Source organism: Anaerococcus senegalensis JC48, assembly GCF_000321005.1.
Taxonomy (GTDB): Bacteria; Bacillota; Clostridia; order Tissierellales; family Peptoniphilaceae; genus Anaerococcus; species Anaerococcus senegalensis.
In genome coordinates, this window is sequence record NZ_HE578909.1 from 63,808 (window position 1) to 85,403 (window position 21,596).

A 21,596-nucleotide genomic window follows, 5' to 3' on the forward strand; every position below is an offset into this window, starting at 1 on the left:
TAAAAATTCTAAATTATCCCCTTATCTTTCAAATAATAATAAATCCCATCATCATCAACGCTTTTACAAATATCGTAGGAAACTTTTTTCAAATCTCTTGACCCATTTTCCATACAAATTCCATATCCAACAGCCTCAAACATCTCCAAATCATTATTGCCATCACCAAAAGCAAGGCACTCATCCTTTTTAATATTATAATAAGATAAAATCTCCTCAACTCCCTTGCCCTTGCCGCCATTTTTGGGAATCAAATCAACAGCCCTATCCCACCAAGCTGCAATTTTTGTAGAAGAAATATTTTCCATTGCCCTCTCATATTCATTTTCCCTAATAGGCAAAATCGCTTGAAAAATATCATCATTTTCAATAATATCTTCAAATTCATCATAAACTTTAGGCTGACTGCCACCAAAAGAAAAATACTCCTTTAAATCAAAATTTGTCCCATTGCAGGCATAAAGATCCCTAGTAGCAATTGCCATCGGCTTATCCATGGCCTTAGCATTTTCCATCAAGGTGAAAATATCATCCTTAGAAAGAGGATTTTTAAAAATATCTTCCTTATCATTAAAAATCAAAGACCCATTAAAACTCAAATAAGCATCAAAGGAAATTCCAGAAAAATCAGGAAGTTGAATAGGAGACCTGCCCGTTGCCACACAAATTTTTATCCCATTTTCCTTAAGTTTTCTCAAAGAAAGAGCAGTTTTTTCAGAAATCCCCTCCTTATCCAAAGAAATCATAGTCCCATCAATATCAAAAAATACCATCTTTATTCTTTTCATTATTTCTCCTAACTTTTTTAAAATAAAAATACACCCAAAATATTTATTATATTAAAATTTCAAAAATCAAAATATGGTCTAAACACCTATATAATAACATATAAAAAAAGACATAGGATACAAATCCTACATCTTCAAATAAAAAATTAAATAAACTTAACAGTTTCATCAAGATCTTTTTTCTTAAAATGTTTTTCCAAAGGCTTTACCCCATCATTTGCATAACCCAAATCAATCATGGCAAGGACTTTTTCATTTTCAGGCAAAGAAAATTTCTCACTCGCCTTATCAGGATCAAAAAAATTAACCCAACAAGAATCAACTCCAAGACTTGCTGCAGCCAAAATCATATGACTTGCAACAATAGAAGCATCCTCAGCCCCAGAATTATATTTTCCACCAGGATAAACAAAAGCCTCACTCTCATCATAGGCCACAAGAAGAACAAGAGGAGCCTTGTACCTACACGGAGTTAAATCATCGACCTTTAAAAGCGCCTCATCAGACTTACAAACATAAATTCTTTGAATTTGCTTATTCTTAGCAGTAGGAGCAAACCTCCCAGCCTCAAGAATAAGATCAAGCTTCTCATCTTCTACCTTCTTATCAGAAAAATTTTTACAAGAAAAACGATTCTTAACAAGTTCAATAAATTCCATAATACCCCTTTCTTATAATTACATTAATATCAAAAATTTAAGATTCAAACTAATCTTATATTTTTATATTTTCTAATACTAGAACAACTTAAATAACTAATCTCATGAAATGAGTAAGCTAATCCAAAATTTCACCTAAAGACAAAGATTTCGATTTCAATATACACTCCCGCAAAGAGAGTGACATAATTTTTGATGGGCTTATTTCTCCTCTAAATACCATTTCAATCCACACTCCCGCGAAGGGAGTGACCAAAAAGACGTGCTTATATGCAAACAATTAGTAAAATTTCAATCCACACTCCCACGAAGGGAGTGACCGAAAGTAATTGCTATTGACAGTAAAACTTTTAAGATTTCAATCCACACTCCCGCGAAGGGAGTGACTTGATAAGTATAAAAACAATCGTTGGCGATTTTAAAATTTCAATCCACACTCCCGCGAAGGGAGTGACCTTCGTCCATTATCTCGTAAGCTTCCTCAATCCATAGAATTTCAATCCACACTCCCGCGAAGGGAGTGACATAATTAAATTGATTAATAACATGATATGTATTATTTCAATCCACACTCCCGCGAAGGGAGTGACATATGGAGGTCTTTAGCGAGCTTACTGGCACAATCATTTCAATCCACACTCCCGCGAAGGGAGTGACAACTTTTATTTTAAATTTCCCAGAAGATGTTTGGGGAATTTCAATCCACACTCCCGCGAAGGGAGTGACTAATAGGAAATTTAACACACGATCTAAAAATAACAATTTCAATCCACACTCCCGCGAAGGGAGTGACGAAATAGGATGTATAATGGTAGTGTGAAAGTAAGCGAATTTCAATCCACACTCCCGCGAAGGGAGTGACTTAAAAAATACCAAGCAAACACCAATATTTTACAAGATTTCAATCCACACTCCCGCGAAGGGAGTGACCAAAGGATTGTATATGCCGGTAATAAATCGCTGGCTGAAATTTCAATCCACACTCCCGCGAAGGGAGTGACCTTTAGAACAAAAAACAGACCAAGACTGGACAAGATTGATTTCAATCCACACTCCCGCGAAGGGAGTGACTGGTTTTATATCAACAGCTAAAAATAGGTCAGTTTTAAATTTCAATCCACACTCCCGCGAAGGGAGTGACTCAAAAATTTTTAATTATCAAAACGTACAGGAAAACATATTTCAATCCACACTCCCGCGAAGGGAGTGACGTCATAATAATTGTAGGAGTGTCGATGGAAGTTATCATTTCAATCCACACTCCCGCGAAGGGAGTGACAATTATTTAATTAGGAGGAAATTATGGCAGTATTAATTTCAATCCACACTCCCGCGAAGGGAGTGACTTAAATCTTCAAGTATAGGATCTAATTCATTTCCTAATTAATTTCAATCCACACTCCCGCGAAGGGAGTGACCGTCAAGCAAGTATTTTAGGACTTAATATAAATCATTTCAATCCACACTCCCGCGAAGGGAGTGACTCAAACTATTATTAATGGATTTAATTTAGATACTATTTCAATCCACACTCCCGCGAAGGGAGTGACTGCAACACGCCCATTTTTTATGCAAAAAAGACGCTATTTCAATCCACACTCCCGCGAAGGGAGTGACGCTTGTCTTGTTTTACTTACTACAGCAGACCACATAATTTCAATCCACACTCCCGCGAAGGGAGTGACTTGATCGATATAAAGTGCAGGCAAAGAATATTGATTTTATTTCAATCCACACTCCCGCGAAGGGAGTGACCTTGTAGTAGACTTCCAATGCCTATCAACCTTTAGCCTATATTTCAATCCACACTCCCGCGAAGGGAGTGACTGCAAATTTTGAGTCTTTGCAAGACTTTTTTTTAAGATTATACTTATATTTTTACGAATTTTTATCTAATTTTTATCAAATATATGAGATAGGTGAACTTATTATATGTTCAAACAGGTATCTCAAATAATTAATAAATCTTTTTCAGGGTTGTATGTTTCATCTTTACCTAATGATTCTACCCTTCTCTCCCAATTTTTCCCTAAATTATATATTCTTATGCTATCCTCTTCTAAATCTATAACTTTTTTTAATTGAGATTTTATTTTAACTAAATCCGAAGGATATATATTCAATTCAAAAACCGAATTTTGTACTCTTTGTCCATAATTCGTGCATATTTTTGCTACTTGCCTCAATCTTTTATTTCCTGTTTTACTTGATGTCTTTACATCATAGGTGATTAATACTTGCATTTATCACTTCCTTAGATATGGTGGATAGGATTCTATATCTTCTCTTAAATAGCTATTTAAAAGCTGTGCTTGGATATGTGGTAAAAGTCCTATTGGTATTTTTTCTTCAATAAAGGGATGATATATTTCTTCGTGGCACTTATCGTTCCAGTAATTTAAAACTATATTTCTACCTTTATCATTTAATAGGGTGGCATTATTTTCTTTTACTTCAAACTTGTTTTTATCTAGTCTATTTAAATTTATAAGACTGAGGACAAATTTATCTACTATTGGAGCTCTCATTTCCTCAATAATGTCTAATGCCATACTAACTCTTCCCGGTCTATCGGTATGAAAAAATCCTGCATATGAATCTATCCCCACCCCTTCTAATGCTTGAGCTATATTATTTGCTAAAATGCTATACATAAACGACAATAAGGCATTAACCCTGTCAAGTGGAGGTCTTTTGTTTCTTCCATTAAAATAAAAATCTTCTCTTTGTTTTACAATAAGTTCATCGAATACAGAAAAATATTCCGATGCGATTTTCCCCTCTATTCCTCTAAGTTCATCTTTAGATTTTGATCTTGGAATTTCTAGCATTAAGTTTTTTATTCTATATATTGCTTTTTCCATTTTCTCTAAGTTTATTTTATCTTTATGATCTAGTTTTCCTCTGATTAATAATTTTCTAGAATTATATGCCTTTGCATAAATTATATTTTTTGAAAAATCCAAAGATTTATCACTTTCACTGATTTTGTATTGTTTTTTTCTAGTATAGATATTTCCATAACTTTTGCCAACAACTCTTCCGCAAAAATTTCCATGCGGATCATAAAAACTTATACTTACATTTGATTTCATGCAAAGCTTCATTAGAGAAGGACTAACACCCATATAATTAAAACAAATAATTTGACTTAAGATATGGATAGGATATCTTTTTATACATCTTCCATCTATAAATATAAGTATATTTTCTCCTTCTCTTTTTAAATAAGCATCTGGATTTGTTATATACAAAGTATTTAATAGTTTTTTCATAAATCTTCTCCATACAAATAATTGTGAATGCTTTTAGGTTTTTTTGTAAGCCTTGGATTACATACTTCATATAGTGAGCATAATTTACATTTTCTATAAAATTCAGCTTTAGGAATGATTTTTTTATTGTAGTATTGGTGCATAAGTTTTGCAGTTTCTATGGTCAGCTTTCTTAATTTATCTTCAAAAATTATCTTTTCTCTAGTATCGGTTTTTCCATAATAAATGTATCCATATTCTAGATTTACGCCAAATTCTTCTTCTAAACAAATAGCCTCTGCCATAAGTTGACAATCGTCATAGGAGTATTTTTTCTTTTTTCCTCTTTTATACTCAATTATAGTTGCTTTCCACTTGCCATTTTTCCCTTTTATACTTATACCATCTTCTGATTTTTCAAATTCTATAACATCTAAAATACCACTTAAACCTAAAGTTTTTGAACTTATTGGCATAGCTCTTGATATTATTTTATTTTTTCTTTTTTCTTTTATGAATGGTTTGTCAGCCTTTGAATGAAGAATTTCCCCTTCACTTGTGTATATATTTTCTTCCCATAAATTTTCAATATGAATCAAAGCCCATTGTCTTTTACAAAATAAGAAGTGTTGGATGCCACTTAACATTAAATAATCATCTATACCATACATTTATAATCCTGAAAAATGTTCTACTTCTATACCTAATTCTTCATATTCTTTAAGTTTTTCATCATCAAGTCTAATATTATATTCCTTATAACTTCTTTTCAATTTTATTTCATCGCTTATATCGTAAATCAATAAATCTTTTAATTTACCACTTGATACATTTCCTATTTTAGAATTATGTTTTATCCAGTAAATATCTTTAACTTCCATTGATCCATCTGGTCTTGCTGATGAAATATCGTTTATAAATAAGGTTCTTATAGCTTCTTTCAAAACTTCTAAGTCTTTTTCATCAAATCCAGTTTTTTCAGCAAAATATGCATTTACACTTCCATTGACCACATATATTCCATAGTCTACATAACTTTTTGATCCTATAGTATCGGAGCTTCTTTTTCCACTTTTTTCTTCTTTTCCATTTACACTTTTAGTTATTTGCATAGTTGTTATATCAACTGTATCTATAGACTTTGCGATTGAAATTGATACTGGACCCCTAATTCCCATAGCTCTATTTTCCATATAGGTTATAACTTGTCCAAATGATCTTACATCAAGCCAATATTGACATGCTTTTTCTTCTATTTCTCTATTTGTAGATTTTTTATCTTTTTTATCAAATTTAGATAAAAACCTAGATTCTAATGAATTGAAACCATCATCACTTCTATAATCAGATTTCACAAATATTTCATGACCCATATCTTGCATTCTATTTCTGATTTTTCTTTTTATACATACATCGCTTATTTCTCCAAAACCATTTGTATCGATTCTAGGCATATTTCCAGCCAAAGGATCTCCATTAGGATTTGCACCTTCCACTTTTATTGTAAATATGAAATCTATTTTGTTATTAATCATCTATTTGCTCCTTATTATCTTTTTTTGTAAATATATCTTGAATTTGTCCTTCATATCCAAATATAAATCCTGAACTTAATGCTTTTCTATTTTCTTCTTTTCTATAATCATAATTATCAGCGATAAGATTTGTTACTTCGTTAATTTGATTTTTTATTTTAAAGTATATTCTTTTTTTATTTTCATTTGCAGCTAATTTTCTTTCATATGGCTTTATAGCATCTCTTAATCTTAAATTAATTGTAACTGGATTATTTATAAAGCTTGTCCAATATTTTTCTGCATTTGTTATTCTAGTAATCTGATTATCTTTATCTTTAGTCTCAAAACATAATTTTTCAACTCTTTCGTATAAAGCTAACAATCTACCATAAAGGTAAGACCTATCCAAATTTTCTTTATCTAACATATTATCTTTAATCCCCCATTTATATCTTAAAATTGACAAAGAAGTATTTTTTACTGTATTCCAAGTATCTTTATACTTAATTCTTGATTTTATATTTTTTTCTAAAGATTTTACAATATTATCACCTATATCTTTACCTTCAATGATACAAGATATGATATTTTGCATTTGACTTCTCAAAATTTTTTTATTATCAAGCGATATCTTTCCACTTCTTTCAACTCCGTATGATACAAGTGTAATAGTATAAGGACTTGGAGTATATATTATTTCATCATTTATTTTTTTATTAAATCCATACCAAAAATATTTATTTTGCCATTTTTGAAGATTTTCTTTTAAAATTGAAACATCTAACTCTTTAAAATATTTTGCTGCTGTTCTTCCATTGCTAATTTTATCAAAAATTCCAACATAATACTTTGAATCATCCGAAAATAAAATCTTTCCTTTTAAAAATGATTCTCCAACTTCTTTATTTTTCTCTCCACCTATTGTGTTTGAAATATTATTTCTAATCTTATAAATTCTCGAATTCAAATTTATACAAGTCTCATTTTTTATATCATCTGAAAACCAATTTACTAAATATGTATTATCTCCTAGCCACACGCTAGTATTTTCTGATGATAAAAGATACTTTGCCATAAGATGAATTTCTTGACTAGTATTTGCACCTATTTTAATAGTTTCATCTGGACTTTTAAATCTACCATAAAAATTTTCATTATTTGCCGTGATTTGTGATATTAACCTAGCTGTAGCCATTAAAGGTCTATGCTTTGTACACAAATAATCTTCTTTCCCACTTATATTACAAATTATTTTTTCTCTTTGAGAATCTTTTTTATTTAAATGATTAATGTATTGTAAATATATTTCGTGTAATTTATGATTTTTATTTAAAGACATGTCTTTAAGTCCATCATAATCTTCTATAGTAAAAGTGAAAAAAATTTTAGAAAAATCTATATCCTTTTTATTGTTATTTTTACTATTCGGATCATCTATACTTATTGTTAAATTTCCTTTAATTTCATAATCTACATATAAATTATCTATAATTTCTAAAAATGATTTTGAATTAGATAAGAATTTATAAACTATGTTTAAAAAATCATCACCACTATAATCTAGCCAATCTTTCAACTGATTCATATATGCAACATTTTTCTTTGAACCTATATCAAATAAATATGATCCATTGTCTACTAAAGGATGTGGACTAGCTCCACTTGACCTAGCAACAGAATCCTCAGTTACTGGAAATATTATATTATCATCCTTGTTCAAAAAATATGCATCAACAAGGTTAGAATCTTTATTAATTTTCAAAGAAACTATGTTTTTACCATTAGACTTTTTATTATCGTGGTATAAAGGAAGAATTACGTCATTAGAATCATACTTATCAATCATATTATTATTTTTTGCATATTCATATGAATTATAAAGTGCTTGAAGTAGGCTCATATTTTTCTCCCATATTCACTTAATTCCTCATCTACACTTTTTATTTTGTTTGAGATTTTAAAGTTGTACCCATTCAACTCATTAATAATTTTACATTCTTCCGCTTTTATAAAACTAATTCTCCCTTCTTTCATCTCTATATGAGTAAATGTAGATTTTAGTTTCTCTTTATTTTCATTGGGATATATAAAACCATTAAACATAAGACCGAAAGATAAGTTAGTTTCATCATAGTAACCGATATCGTTTTCATATTCATTTTTATTTAATTTTTCTATATATCCCATACATTCACTTACTCCCAAAAATATAGGTCTTCTTCCACCTCTTTTTAAGGATCTTTCAGTTATTTCTTCATGCTTTCTCATATTTCTATCATTTTTTAAATCTTCCCTATTATAATTCCATTCAAAATGAAATTTTACATAATAACAAACATCTGTTAAATAGGTATAATTACTTAGATCTGAAGAATTTCCGTTTATTAATAGCCTTGTTCCAACTGAGTAAGTTTCGATTTTTTTCATAATCCTAATCTCATCAATTTCATTTTTTATTGTTGGTTTAAAATAATTTGCATCTATTATTCCTCTTAAAGCTTCTCTAGTAGGAACTTGATATGTAAGCTTCTCACCTCCTCCTTTTGATTCTGGACTCGTCCACAAGGCTCTGGGGCCATAAACTTTGGCATAAAAATATTTTGATTTTTCCATTTCTCCTCCTTTCATCTTCATGTTATTATTAGTGTATTATATTTTGAAAATAAAATCAAATTCAATATTTTCTGGTATAATTTATATATCAGAGTAAGCTCTGTGGATTGAAAAATGTTTTTATTTGTGTAAGGAGCAAAATATGTGCTCCTTTTAAATTATAAATATATCTGAATTTTCAAATTCTACTCCTGTTTTTTTATTGTAAAATTCTTCTTCTAAAATATAAACTCTTCCATCCATTATTTTTTCACATGATTTTAGATTTGAGTTATTAATATTAACACTATATGGATTTAATTTTCTAATTATTATTTTTATATCCTTTAAAATATTTATATTATAACTTTGATAAAATTCACTTTCTAAATTCCTTAATTTACTTATATATTCTTTTGTATCTTCACATTCTACAATTGCTATGTTTTGATTTTCATCTATCAAATTAAAATTATCATAGACTTCTTTAAAACTCTGATACATATCAATATTTATATTATTAAAATATTCTAGATACTTTTCTTCAATTTTATTTATATTATTTATCATTTCTATATTTGTCGACAATAATTCAATTAAATTACTATTTTTTATTTTAAAACACAACCTTTGGTAAGGTAAATTTTCATAAAGTTTATTAAAATATAATTCTACTATATCATTTATTTCTTGATTATTTGCCAGTCGATCTAATGCGTATTTTCCAGCAAATTTTCTTTCTTTTAAGCTAATGATATGGTCTAAATTTTCAATTTGTCTTGATAAATTTATAAGATATACTATCCCAATTTTTCTTTTACCTTCTCTGTTGCACCTACCCATTGATTGAATTATTGAGTCAATACCTGTAAAAGATCTTATGACTATCTCAAAATCTACATCAACTCCTGCCTCTATTAGCTGGGTACTTATTACTACGATATTTTCATCATTTTTTAATTTATTCTTTATTTTCTCTATAATTCTAAGCCTATCTACTGAATGCAAATTTGTTGTCAAATAATACAATTTATCTTCATCTATAATATTTTTTAATGATTCATAAGTGTTTTTTACAGCTTTTTTTGTGTTTAGTATAGTCAAAACTGATTTGTTGGAGTTTTCTATAATTAGTTTTTTTAAATCTTCAAGATTAGATTCCTTTCCATTACTATAAATTTTAACTTTAGTTCTCTTAAATACCTCTTCTTTATCCTTACTTAAGTTTACTAAATCTACATTTTTTTCTTCAAAATCTCCATAGTTCAATTTGTAAACCAGGTTATTATAATCAAAAGTAGGTTGGGTTGCTGTCGATAAAATTATATTCGCTTTCATCACTACCTTCATAAAATTAAGGATTAAATTTGTTGGATATAAGACATCTACTGGAAGCGACTGTAATTCATCTAGTATAATTACAGAGTTTATCATCGATTTAAACCTTCTTATATTTGAAGACTTACCTTTAAAAAGGGTATTGTAAAATTGAACCATAGTCGTCAAAACAATTGGTTTTGTCCAATCATCTAGTAAATATTGTCTTTTCATTTGATAAAAACTATCACCATTTTCATCATTGTTTTCTGAAGAATCGCCTTCATTTTCATCATTAATTACATTAGAATGATGCTCTAAAATATAAGCATCATTTCCTAAAATATCTTTCATGACCTTAGCATTTTGCTCAAGAACTGAAAGATAAGAAGTTATATAAAAAAATCTTTTTTTATCCTTAAATTTTAATTGATTTACTCCATACCTCAAGGACAAGAGTGTTTTTCCAGACCCCGTTGGCAAATCCATCTTATATATGCCGCTACCGTCTTCAATAGATCTTTTTAAAATTTGATTTGATATATCATTTCTAGCTAAATTTATAGGTGATTTTTTCTTAGAAAAAGATTTATATTTTTTGTCTATATTCTCAACAAAAGAATGTATCACTTTTTTATTCTCATCATATTTCTCATCTTCTATTATTTTTTCGTAAGAATTGATAGTATCTTTCACGTCAGCAGATTTTAAAATAGACAAAATTAGTCTAGTAAGCATAGAATTATAAAATTGGATTGCCCTATATGAATTTTCTTGGTCTTTAATGCTAGCTGAAAATTCGTTTAATTTTTTAATTATGCAATCATATTCAAAAAAAGCTTTTTTAAATATTTCACAAATATCTATTTTTTCTTCTAATAAATATTTATTTACCTTTTCATATAAATCTTGGTATAAACCATAACTTTCTTCTAAGTTTACCATTCTATCAATGGATGTGAATACGTAATTATTTTCTTTATTTTTTCTAACCATATTATATTGGCCGTGGTGAGATAAAATTGAATAAATAATAATATTACAAAAATCATTAAATTGATAATTCATATCCTCATCTTTTAATAGACTAGAAAATTCTATCTCTTTTTTTAGTTTTTTTACTAACATATGTATAAAAATTCCACCTAAGCTTGAATGATCCACATGCTTATTTGAATTATTTTTTATCTTTTCTTGAAATTCCTTCCTTATTTTTCCTATATCATGAAATAATCCAACTATAAAAGATATATTTTCTATTCCTATTTCTTTGCCCATATTCTTAGAATCAAAAGCTGTGTTAATCAAATGGTCAAAAAGTTCCTGTTTCCTATTACTATTATTTTGATCTATGTGAGCGTATGTATTTTCAAACATTTATTATCCTTTAATTAATATTTTATATATAATTTACCCGATTAAATAGCCTCTAATATAATTAAATACAAAAAAGCTGTTGCAAAATTATGAACAATCATACTTGTGCAACAGCCGATTTTCTTACAACTTAGGCCTAGCCTTGTAGCTTGTGTGTAGTAATTCTTTTGCTTTTTCGCTTCCTACTTCTCCCAAGTATTCTTGATAAAGTTTTTTAATGTATGGGTTTTGGTAGGATTTTCTTAGTTTTTTGTTTTCATCTATTTGGTAGAGACCCTTTGATCTTTCTTTTAGTATGGATATTTTTCCATTGTGGTAAGGTTGACCTCCTCCTCCTATACATCCTCCTGGGCATGCCATTACTTCTATAGCGTCTAATTCTATTTCTTTATCTCTTAATTTTTCTAATAATCTTCTTGTGTTTCCAAGTCCGTTTGCTACTGCTATTTTTATTTCCCTGCCATTTATGTCAACTTTTGCTTGTTTTATTCCTTTTAGCCCTCTTAAGTCTTCGAATTCTACTTTTTCTAATTCTTCTCCTGTTATGGTATCGTAGGCTGTTCTTATGGTTGCTTCTATTACGCCACCACTTGTTCCAAATATATCTCCAGCTCCGGTGGACTCTCCCATTGGATTGTCAAAGTCAGATTTTTCTAGCTTGTTAAAGTCTATTACTGCTTCTTTTATCATAGCCCCAAGTTCTCTGGTTGTAAGTACTATGTCTACGTCTGAATATCCTTCGTTTTCTAGTTCATCTCTTTTTGCCTCGTATTTTTTGGATATACATGGCATAACTGATACTACTTTGATATCCTCTTGTTTTTTGCCGATTTTTTCTGCATAGTATGTTTTTGCTATTGCTCCAAACATTTCGTGTGGGCTTTTGCATGATGATGGTATGTCTATTAGGTCTGAGAATTGTTGTTCCATAAAGTTTACCCAGCCTGGACAGCAGGATGTTAGGATTGGGAGCTTCCCTTTTCCATTTAGTCTTTGAACAAATTCGTTTGCTTCTTCCATTATGGTTAAGTCTGCTGCAAAGTTTGTATCAAATACTTTGTCAAAGCCTAGGTTTCTTAGGGCTGTTACCATTTCTCCTTCTACAGATTCTCCTGGTTTTCTTCCAAACATTTCTCCAAGGGCAACCCTTACTGCAGGAGCTACTTGGACTATTAGGTGCTTGTCGGATTCTAATAGTTTCCAAACTTCTTTTATATTTGATTTTTCTGTCAAGGCTCCTGTTGGACAAACTGACAAACATTGGCCACAAAATGTGCAGGTTGTTTCAAACATGGACCTATTAAAGGTTGATCCGACATGGGTGTTAAATCCTCTTCCAACTTCTGCTAAGGCCCCTACTGTTTGGACAGTATTACACATGGTTTCACATCTTCTACAAAGTATACATTTGTTTGGATCTCTTACTAGAGAATAGGAGTTGTCATCTATTGGGAGATTTCTCATTTCTCCTGTATATTTTATTTCCCTAATATTTAAATCGTGGGCTAATTTTTGCAGTTGGCAATTTAAATTTTTGGCACATTTTAAACAATCATTTGGGTGGTCTGATAAAAGTAGTTCTACTATGGTTCTTCTCGCCTTTATTACTTCTTGGCTATCTGTTCTTATATTCATTCCTTCTTTTACAAAGGTTGCACATGAGGGAATAAATTTTCCCTTATCCAAATCTTCTACTAAACAAACCCTACATGATGCCAATTTGTTTACAAATTTTATATCGTGAAGGTCCATATGGCAAAGGGTTGGTATATTTATATTTAAACTTCTTGCTGCATCAAGGACAGTTGTAGCTTCAGAAACTTCTACATTTTTTCCATTTATTGTTAAATTAATCATGAAAACCTCCTAAACTAAGGCTATTGCCTCAATTGGGCAATTTTCCATACATTGACCACATTTTATACACTTATTATGGTCAATTTCATGCCTATTTCTTTTTCCACCACTTATGGCTCCCACTGGACAAAGCATTTTACACTTGCCACATCCTATACATTTTTCTCCAATTAAATATGATAAAAGAGACCTACATCTTTTTGCAGGGCAAGTTTTATTTTCTCCAATGTGGGCTTGGTATTCATCTTTAAAATAGTACATGGTAGAAATTATTGGGTTTGGACTTGATTGGCCTAGTCCACAAAGAGATGTTTCTGAAACTATTTTTGATAATCCTTCTAATTTTTCCAAAGTTTCTTCATTTGCTTTTCCCTTGGTCAAATCGTCAAGCATTTCAAATAATCTTTTGTTTCCAATCCTGCATGGGGTACATTTTCCACAAGATTCGTCTACGGAAAATTCTAGGAAAAATCTTGCAACGTCAACCATACAATCATCTTCATCCATTACAACCATTCCACCAGATCCCATGATTGAACCAATTTCTTTTAAGGATTCAAAGTCACAAGCAGTATCAAATAATTTTGTTGGAATACATCCTCCAGAAGGTCCTCCTGTTTGAACTGCCTTTGCCTTTTTATCGCTTTGAATTCCAAGTCCAATATCATAAACAATTTTATTTATGCTAGTTCCCATTTCTACTTCTACAAGTCCAGATTCTTTTACTTTTCCAACTAGGGCAAATACTTTTGTTCCAGGAGATTTTTCTGTTCCAAATGACCTAAACCAGGAAGAACCCTTGTTTATAATTTGGGAAATATTAGCAAAAGTTTCTACGTTATTTATTACTGTAGGTTTTCCCCAAAGTCCCTTGACCGTTGTTCTAAACTCTTTATTTCTTGGCATTCCTCTTTTGCCTTCGATTGATTCCATTAGGGCTGTTCCTTCACCACAAACAAAGGCCCCTGCTCCAAGTCTTAAATCTATGTCAAAAGAAAAATCTGATCCCATTATATTTTCTCCCAAAAGATTATATTCTCTTGCTTGTTTGATTGCATTTTTCAAAGATTTTACAGCTTTTGGGTATTCTGCCCTTACATAAATATATCCTTGTTTTGATCCGATTGCTATTGCACAAATTGTCATAGCTTCTAAAACTGAATGAGGATCAAATTCCAAAATAGACCTATCCATAAAAGCTCCCGGATCTCCTTCATCCGCATTACAAATTATGTATTTTGTGTCTGTATCTTGATTAAAAGCAGCTTCCCATTTTCTTCCAGTTGGAAAACCTGCTCCCCCTCTTCCTCTTAGGCCAGAATCTTTTATTATGTCAATTATTTCTTTTCTATCAAGATCGAAAATCGCCTTATTTAGGGCAAAATATCCATCTTGGCTTATGTATTCGTCTATATTGTTTGGATCAATAATTCCACAATTTTTTAAAACTAATCTAGTTTGATTTTCGTAAAATTTTCCCTTTAATTTAAAATTTCCATCCTTATCTTCATATACTTTTTCGTAATCTAGGCGATTTTTTAATTCTTCTAGAGATTTTTCTTTAATATGTAATAATTTATCCTTATTCATGATCCATCTCCTTAGCTTTAGAAATAATTTTATGAACATCAGCGCTAGATACATTTCCAATATCAAGATTTCCATCAATACTTACTACCGGAGCAATTCCACATTGACCAATACATCTTGCTTCAGCCAGGGAAATTTTTCCATCTTCTGTTGTATCTCCTACTTCAATTCCAAGTTCATCTGACAATGATTTTAAGATTTTATCGCTTCCTTTTACATAACAAGCAGTTCCTAAACAAACACAAATTTCATGCTCTCCTTTTGGTTTTAAGGAAAATTGCGAATAAAAAGTTGCAACTCCATAAATCTCACTTGATGAAACCCCAAGTTTTAAAGCCATCAAATCAACTATTTCTTCTGGAATATAGGAAAAAAGATTTTGGCATTTTTGTAAAACGGGCATTACTGCACCTTTTTTGCCAATATTTTCATCCAAAAATTCACAAAATTCATCAAACTTATCCTTGTTTAAATTATAACAAAAGCTCATAGCCTCCTCCTTTTAAATTATTATTTTACAATTAGATGATTAAATTTAATTTTGTGAAAACGTAATCATATTCTTTAAAAAATTTTTTTCACAACAATTAAATTTTTTTTAATAAATATCTTTAATTAAATTATAACAAATATTTTTGGAATCTGAAATTAATAAATTTTAATTTACTTATAAAGTTTTATCTTATATTTAAATAATATAAATAATTTTACAAAAAATAAGATTATCTAATTAAAACATTGTTAAATTTATAATTATACCTTATAATACTTGTAGAGATAGTATTTAAGTTTTTAAAACTATACTCTTTTACACCATTATATTTTAAATTTAAAAAATGAGCTTATATATCTAATGAGACTCAAAATAATTTGTTACTTATGCAAGGATTTTGGTTTTTTTATATAAACTTTTTTCCTTGCTTATTTTTTTAGGAGATTTTATGAATATAGAAATGTTAGAAGGAAAAATTCATAGGGCAACTGTAACTCAAGCTGAACTTAACTATGTAGGATCAATCACAGTCGATGAAGCTTTGCTTGAAGCTTCTGGAATTAGAGAGTATCAGAAAGTACAAGTTGTAAATATTAATAACGGTCAAAGACTTGAAACTTATACTATAGCCGGAGAAAAAGATAGTGGAATTATTTGTTTAAATGGTGCTGCTGCTAGACTTTGTTCTAAGGGTGATATGGTAATTATTATGGCTTATGCCTCATATAATGAGAAAGATTTGGAAAATTATAGGCCAAAGGTTGTTTTTGTAGACGATAAAAATAAGATTAGTAAAATTTCATCTTACGAAAAACACGGAAAATTGGCATAAATAATTTTTAGTGGTGTATTAGGCTATCTCTAAATATTTTTTTAGAGGAGAAGAAAATGAAAGTTATCAAAAAAATTGATGAATTGAGAGAAATTTTAAAAGATTTCAAAAAAGAGGGAAAATCCATAGGTCTTGTTCCAACCATGGGATTTTTGCACAAGGGACATGCAAGCTTAATTAAAAAAGCAGTTTCAGAAAATGATATAGTTGTCGTTTCTGATTTTGTAAACCCTATTCAATTTGGACCAAACGAAGATTTGGAAGCTTATCCTAGAGATATAAATGCTGACAGCAAATTGTGTGAAGACTTGGGTGCTAATTTTATTTTTAATCCTGAGCCTAGTGAAATGTATCATGACAAAAAAGCCTTTGTTGATATAGAAGGTCTTTCTGATAATTTGTGTGGAGCAAGAAGAGAAGGGCATTTTAGAGGAGTTTGTACAGTTTGTACAAAATTATTTAATATTGTAGGCCCTAACAGAGCATATTTTGGACAAAAAGATGCCCAACAACTTGCAATTATCAAAAAATTGGTTTTCGATTTAAATATCCCAGTTGAAATTGTTGCCTGCCCAATAGTAAGAGAAGATGATGGACTTGCCATGTCTTCAAGAAATACTTATCTTTCAAATGACGAAAGAAAAGCTGCCCTTTGTCTTTTAAAAGCAATTTTTGAGGGAGAAAAAATGGCAAATAATGGAGCAAGCGTAAAAGAAGTTTTGAGAAAAATGGAAGAAATAATTTCAGCAGAAAAACTTGCAAAAATTGACTACATCAGTGCAGTTGACCTCGAAACAATCGAAGACGTAGATAATTTCAACAAAGATACCTTGGTTGCCATAGCGGTTTTCATTGGAAAAACTAGATTAATTGATAATTTTATTTATAGGGTTTAATATGGAAAAAATTTCAAGAATTTCAGAAAAAATAACTCAAAATATCGGTTTAATTATTGTAATATTTTCTGTTACAGCCTATTTTGCCCCTGATTATTTTTCTTGGATGACAAATTACACCACAATTTTTCTTGCTCTTGCCATGTTTGGAATGGGAACTTCAATCGAAGCTGATGCTTTTAAGAAAATTTTAAAAAATCCTAAGGAAGTTTTTATAGGTTCTTTGGCACAATTTACAATAATGCCCTTGATTGCATGGTTTTTAGCTATTGCTTTTAATGTAAATAAAGATATTGCCTTGGGAATAATTCTAGTAGGATCATGTCCAGGAGGAACTGCATCAAACGTAATAACTCATATTGCAGGAGGAAATGTTTCAATGTCAGTTTCCATGACAATTTTATCAACTCTTCTTGCTCCAATTGTTACACCATTTTTAGTTTATCTTTTGGCAGGACGATGGGTTGAAGTTTCAATCTTAGCCATGTTTAAATCAGTTGTTACAGTAGTTTTAATACCAGTTTTGATGGGAATTTTTGCAAAAAAATTAAGCCCTGAAAAAATGGAAAAATCAAAATCAATTTTTCCATTAATATCATCACTTGCAATTATTTTAATAATTTCAGGAATAATCGGAGCAAACTCAGAAAAAATTGCCAAATCTGGTCTAATCGTCTTGTTGATAGTAATGATCCACAATGCTTTGGGACTTTTATTAGGACTTGGCGTTTCCAAATTATTTAAAATGGATTACGACAAGCAAACAGCCTTATCAATCGAAGTTGGCATGCAAAATTCAGGTCTTGCCATCCAACTTGCAACAGCAAATTTTGCCCTAAACCCACTAGCAACCCTCCCAGGAGCAATTTTTTCAATCTGGCACAATATTTCAGGTTCAATATTTGCATCAATTAGAAGAAAAGACGTAAAAGATCTTGCCCTTGCTAGAGAAAAATAATAAAAAAAGATGAGGAAATTAATCCTCATCTTTTTATTTTATATTTCTTGTCTTTGAGAGTTTCCTCTTATATAAACTTATATTATTTTTCAAGCTCATCATTTCTGTAGCCGTAAAAATAATTTGTTAGCTTTGCTGTTGAGCATGAGTGGTTTGGAATTATTTGGATTCTTTGTCCAACTATAAATCACTTTTATATTAATTTATTAAATAATTAAGATTTAAAATAAAAAGGATTTTTTTTATTTCTTCTTAGCCTTATCCCAAATTTCAAGATAAGATTTGTAGAAAGAAAGGTCTTGGACAGTTTCCAATGCTCCCAAATAATTTTCGTTTTTATCCCTAACTGCATAATAGGTCACTGCGTGGTCGTGGCCCTTTATGTTTTTTATAATTTGGAATTTATCCTTGCTTCCTTCTTTAAATTCACCAATAAGTCTTCTTACAATTGGTTCAACTTGGGGTGGGTGGCATGAATAAACTTCTCTTCCCAGGGATGTTTTTGCCCTTTTAAAAATCTTTTCACCCTTTATATCATTATAATAAGAATTTATATCATTTTTATCAACAAAAGTTATCTCAATTTCTAAAGTATCTAGAAGGGCCTCAAGTTCATCGATTTTCATCTTTCCCTTAGAAAAATTAATATATCCATCCAAAGAATTTTTTTCATCTTTAAGATTTTCTCCCTCATCCCAAATCTCTTTTTTGATTATATCATCAGGATAAGCCTTCAAATCCTCATAAAGACCTAAAAAATCTTCATTAGAAATCACATCTTCCATCAAAGGAAACAAGATATTTTCTTCCTTATAAGTCATCTCTCTTGCTCTTTCAAATACCTTTTTGATCTCATCAAAATCAGATTTTTTGAAAGCTTTTTTGAAATTTTTAGAAATTTCTATATCCACGCCCCACATAATTTCAGATGGACCTGGCTTTTTATAATTTTCCTTTAACAAAGGATATATCAAGTCTCCCTTTTTCCTATAATGGGAAGTAATTTTATTGGAAATATCCTTAATTTTTTCCAAATCTTGACTGTTTTCTCCTAAATCTATTAACTTTTTAATTTCTTCATTTTCCAAAAAGAAAAATCTAAGGGGATGGCCAGAAATATTTATTAATTTCAAATCTTTTCCATCTTCATTTTCAGTTTTTCCATGAAAAAGTGAAGAATGAACATCACAAAGTCTTTGAACATCAGCCCTATCAACTCCTCCTTCAAGAAGAGCCTCTTCAGCATCCATAATTTCAGAAGATGAAACATTTTCGAAATTTTTTACAAAATCCTTTCTAACACTTTCAAGATCTTCTCCTTCTGATAGTCTTTTTACATAAGATTTAATAAGATTTCTTCTATTTTTAACCTCTAGATCATCATAAGAATTAATAATTTCATAACCCAAATCTTCTAATTTTTTCTCAATATTATCAATTCCAACCATCTTAGCTCCACGCCTAATAGACATTTTCTTGCCTATAGTTTTGAGCATAAGAGGATTAGAAAGATTTTTAAAACCAAGACCTATAAGATCTTTTTTTAATTTATCATCATGATTAACCAAATCATAAATTTCTTTATTAATATCAACTTTTTTAGTCATATTACCCTCCAATTTTATTATACATCTAAAATGCAAAGTGTTCCCCTTGTTATGTTATACTTTTAATATGAGAGATATAAAAATATATACTAACGCTTTAAAAAATTCAATAAAAAAAGAATTATCCCGCTCTTTTGGTTTTGGTTGTGTGAATTATTTTAGCCAAGGATCACATGATGATATGGATTGGAAATTATTTGAAAAGTCAGCTAAATCTATAATTTTATCTTTTAACAACATAGATTGGTATAATATTAAAGATTTTTACGATTTAAAAAAAGTCGGTATAGATATTGAAAAAAAAATGTTTTTAGCTACAAATAATATTAATACACATAAGGGTTTAATTTTTTTACAGCTATTTTTAGCCTATGCCTATGTACATAATATAAATTGGAATGAGATAGAAAATTTTACTATAAACTTTTCTAAACCTCTAAAAAAAGATTATATAAAGAATTTTAATGCAATGAATTGGAATAAAAATGACTTAAAAGATATAAGATTTTACCCTCTTACAGGATTTAAAAAAATATTACACATAGTAGATGATATTTATCTAAAAAATATAAGTGATACAGATCTTACACTTTTACTTATTTCTATTGTTGATGATACTACTACTTTTCATAGGTCCAACCTTAAATTATTGAGGAAAGTTCAAAACGATGCTCTTACTATTATTAAAAATAAAAATAGTATTGATTATAAAAATAATATAAAAAAATTAAATGACTTTTATGTTAAAAATCATTTATCATCAGGTGGAGTTGCAGATTTGTTTACAACTATTAGAACATTGGAAGCTTTAAAGGAGGACTTTTGTGATTAAAATTTACCCTAAAGAAATAAGTAAAGACAAAAATGATGTAATAGATCTTCTTAAAAGTCAATCTATAAATTTTGAAGAAAATATTGATTCTACTTTTGGAGAGTATAGAAATGAAAAACTTATAGCTACAGCTTCTATCTATAAAAATATAATAAAATGTATAGCGATAGAAGATGGCTACAAGGGTGGTTCAATTTTTAATTCTTTAATGACAGAGCTATTAAATGAAATTGATTCAAAAAATTTTGATGGTGCCTTCGTTTATACTAAACCTATATATGAAAATTCTTTTTCAGCAATTCGATTTAAGAAAATAGAAAGCGTTATTCCTGATCTTATATTCATGCAAAGATCTCATAACGGTTTTGATAAATACCTAAAAAATTTAGAAGAAAAAAAAGTTCAAGCCAATACTATTGGAGCTGTAGTTTTAAATGCTAATCCCTTTACCTTAGGTCATAGATATTTAATAGAATATGCACTTAATAATTCAGATCACCTACATATATTTGTTGTAAGCGAGGATGAATCCTATTTTAAAGCTAAAGATAGATATAATATGGTAAAACTTGGAGTAAGCGATTTAAAAAATATTTCCTTACATAGCACAGAAAATTACATTGTTTCTTCTGCAACTTTTCCATCCTATTTTATAGATGAAAATAAGTCTATTACAAAAATACATGCAAAACTTGATGCAAGAATTTTTAAAAATTATATTGCTAAAACTCTGGATATAAATAAAAGATTTGTAGGAGAGGAACCATATGATATGGCAACTAAGGTATATAATGAAACTATGAAAGAAACTTTTTTAGAAGATAATGATATTGACCTTATAGAAATACCTAGAAAAAAAGTTTGTAAGGATATAATATCAGCCTCTAAAGTTAGATACTTAATTAAAAATAATGATATAAAGAAAACTAAGAGTTTTCTTCCAAAAACTAGTTATAACTACATCAATGAATTAATAAAAAATAGTTCTATATAATAAAGGAGTATTTACCCTTTTTACTTAATATTA

Annotated in this window: 19 protein-coding genes and 1 CRISPR repeat array; of the genes, 5 read left to right on the forward strand and 14 right to left on the reverse strand. The window is 29.5% G+C overall.

Annotation, left to right across the window (positions count from 1 at the left end):
* Window positions 1-8: 8 nt before the first annotated feature.
* The 12 genes from ASHG_RS08100 to ASHG_RS08155 form a co-directional block, all read right to left on the reverse strand.
* Window positions 9-788 carry a Cof-type HAD-IIB family hydrolase gene (locus ASHG_RS08100; RefSeq protein WP_040398779.1) on the reverse strand — a complete coding sequence of 260 codons (780 nt, stop codon included), beginning with the start codon at window positions 786-788 and terminating at the stop codon, window positions 9-11.
* 146 nt (window positions 789-934) lie between these two features.
* A complete protein-coding gene (locus ASHG_RS08105) occupies window positions 935-1,447 on the reverse strand; it encodes a nitroreductase family protein (RefSeq protein ID WP_040398780.1) in 513 nt (170 codons plus the stop codon).
* 153 nt (window positions 1,448-1,600) lie between these two features.
* A CRISPR array of direct repeats spans window positions 1,601-3,274; the repeat unit is 32 nt; unit sequence ATTTCAATCCACACTCCCGCGAAGGGAGTGAC.
* A gap of 122 nt (window positions 3,275-3,396) precedes the next feature.
* The gene (gene cas2, locus ASHG_RS08110; protein ID WP_040398781.1) at window positions 3,397-3,690 is read right to left on the reverse strand and encodes a CRISPR-associated endonuclease Cas2; all 294 of its coding nucleotides are present in this window, start codon (window positions 3,688-3,690) and stop codon (window positions 3,397-3,399) included.
* Window positions 3,691-3,693: 3 nt separating this feature from the next.
* A complete protein-coding gene (gene cas1c, locus ASHG_RS08115) occupies window positions 3,694-4,722 on the reverse strand; it encodes a type I-C CRISPR-associated endonuclease Cas1c (RefSeq protein WP_040398782.1) in 1,029 nt (342 codons plus the stop codon).
* Window positions 4,719-5,372, reverse strand: coding sequence for a CRISPR-associated protein Cas4 (gene cas4, locus ASHG_RS08120; protein ID WP_040398783.1), 654 nt, complete (start codon window positions 5,370-5,372; stop codon window positions 4,719-4,721). The genes cas1c and cas4 overlap by 4 nt, the downstream gene beginning before the upstream one ends.
* Window positions 5,373-6,236, reverse strand: a complete 864-nt coding sequence (gene cas7c / locus ASHG_RS08125) for a type I-C CRISPR-associated protein Cas7/Csd2 (protein ID WP_040398784.1) — start codon at window positions 6,234-6,236, stop codon at window positions 5,373-5,375.
* Window positions 6,229-8,118, reverse strand: coding sequence for a type I-C CRISPR-associated protein Cas8c/Csd1 (cas8c, locus tag ASHG_RS08130; protein WP_040398785.1), 1,890 nt, complete (start codon window positions 8,116-8,118; stop codon window positions 6,229-6,231). Before cas8c ends, cas7c begins: the two co-directional genes overlap by 8 nt.
* A complete protein-coding gene (gene cas5c / locus ASHG_RS08135; RefSeq protein ID WP_040398786.1) occupies window positions 8,115-8,831 on the reverse strand; it encodes a type I-C CRISPR-associated protein Cas5c in 717 nt (238 codons plus the stop codon). Before cas5c ends, cas8c begins: the two co-directional genes overlap by 4 nt.
* 153 nt (window positions 8,832-8,984) lie before the next feature.
* A complete protein-coding gene (locus ASHG_RS08140) occupies window positions 8,985-11,504 on the reverse strand; it encodes a CRISPR-associated helicase/endonuclease Cas3 (protein ID WP_040398787.1) in 2,520 nt (839 codons plus the stop codon).
* Between the two features lie 123 nt (window positions 11,505-11,627).
* Window positions 11,628-13,361, reverse strand: a complete 1,734-nt coding sequence (locus ASHG_RS08145; protein WP_040398788.1) for an NADH-dependent [FeFe] hydrogenase, group A6 — start codon at window positions 13,359-13,361, stop codon at window positions 11,628-11,630.
* Between the two features lie 9 nt (window positions 13,362-13,370).
* The gene (locus ASHG_RS08150) at window positions 13,371-14,951 is read right to left on the reverse strand and encodes an NADH-ubiquinone oxidoreductase-F iron-sulfur binding region domain-containing protein (protein ID WP_040398789.1); all 1,581 of its coding nucleotides are present in this window, start codon (window positions 14,949-14,951) and stop codon (window positions 13,371-13,373) included.
* A complete protein-coding gene (locus tag ASHG_RS08155) occupies window positions 14,944-15,441 on the reverse strand; it encodes an NADH-quinone oxidoreductase subunit NuoE family protein (RefSeq protein ID WP_040398790.1) in 498 nt (165 codons plus the stop codon). The genes ASHG_RS08150 and ASHG_RS08155 overlap by 8 nt, the downstream gene beginning before the upstream one ends.
* Window positions 15,442-15,892: 451 nt before the next feature.
* Here ASHG_RS08155 and panD point away from each other — a divergent pair, with 451 nt between their 5' ends.
* The 3 genes from panD to ASHG_RS08170 are packed head-to-tail and all read left to right on the forward strand — an operon-like array spanning window position 15,893 to window position 18,130.
* The gene (gene panD / locus ASHG_RS08160) at window positions 15,893-16,276 is read left to right on the forward strand and encodes an aspartate 1-decarboxylase (protein WP_040398791.1); all 384 of its coding nucleotides are present in this window, start codon (window positions 15,893-15,895) and stop codon (window positions 16,274-16,276) included.
* Between the two features lie 56 nt (window positions 16,277-16,332).
* On the forward strand, window positions 16,333-17,172 hold the full coding sequence (gene panC, locus ASHG_RS08165; RefSeq protein ID WP_040398792.1) for a pantoate--beta-alanine ligase: 840 nt from the start codon (window positions 16,333-16,335) through the stop codon (window positions 17,170-17,172).
* Window position 17,173: 1 nt separating this feature from the next.
* Entirely contained in the window at window positions 17,174-18,130 is a 957-nt protein-coding gene (locus ASHG_RS08170; RefSeq protein WP_040398793.1) for a bile acid:sodium symporter family protein, read from the forward strand.
* Window positions 18,131-18,212: 82 nt separating this feature from the next.
* Here the strand turns inward: ASHG_RS08170 and ASHG_RS09600 are convergent, their stop codons facing one another.
* Window positions 18,213-18,314, reverse strand: a complete 102-nt coding sequence (locus ASHG_RS09600) for a hypothetical protein (protein WP_392389270.1) — start codon at window positions 18,312-18,314, stop codon at window positions 18,213-18,215.
* 58 nt (window positions 18,315-18,372) lie between these two features.
* The gene (locus ASHG_RS08175) at window positions 18,373-19,737 is read right to left on the reverse strand and encodes a DUF438 domain-containing protein (RefSeq protein ID WP_040398794.1); all 1,365 of its coding nucleotides are present in this window, start codon (window positions 19,735-19,737) and stop codon (window positions 18,373-18,375) included.
* 67 nt (window positions 19,738-19,804) lie between these two features.
* On the opposite strand from ASHG_RS08175, the gene ASHG_RS08180 reads away from it, so the two are divergent.
* Entirely contained in the window at window positions 19,805-20,569 is a 765-nt protein-coding gene (locus tag ASHG_RS08180) for a triphosphoribosyl-dephospho-CoA synthase (RefSeq protein ID WP_040398795.1), read from the forward strand.
* A complete protein-coding gene (gene citC / locus ASHG_RS08185; RefSeq protein ID WP_051145910.1) occupies window positions 20,562-21,563 on the forward strand; it encodes a [citrate (pro-3S)-lyase] ligase in 1,002 nt (333 codons plus the stop codon). The genes ASHG_RS08180 and citC overlap by 8 nt, the downstream gene beginning before the upstream one ends.
* The last annotated feature ends 33 nt before the right edge of the window (window positions 21,564-21,596 follow it).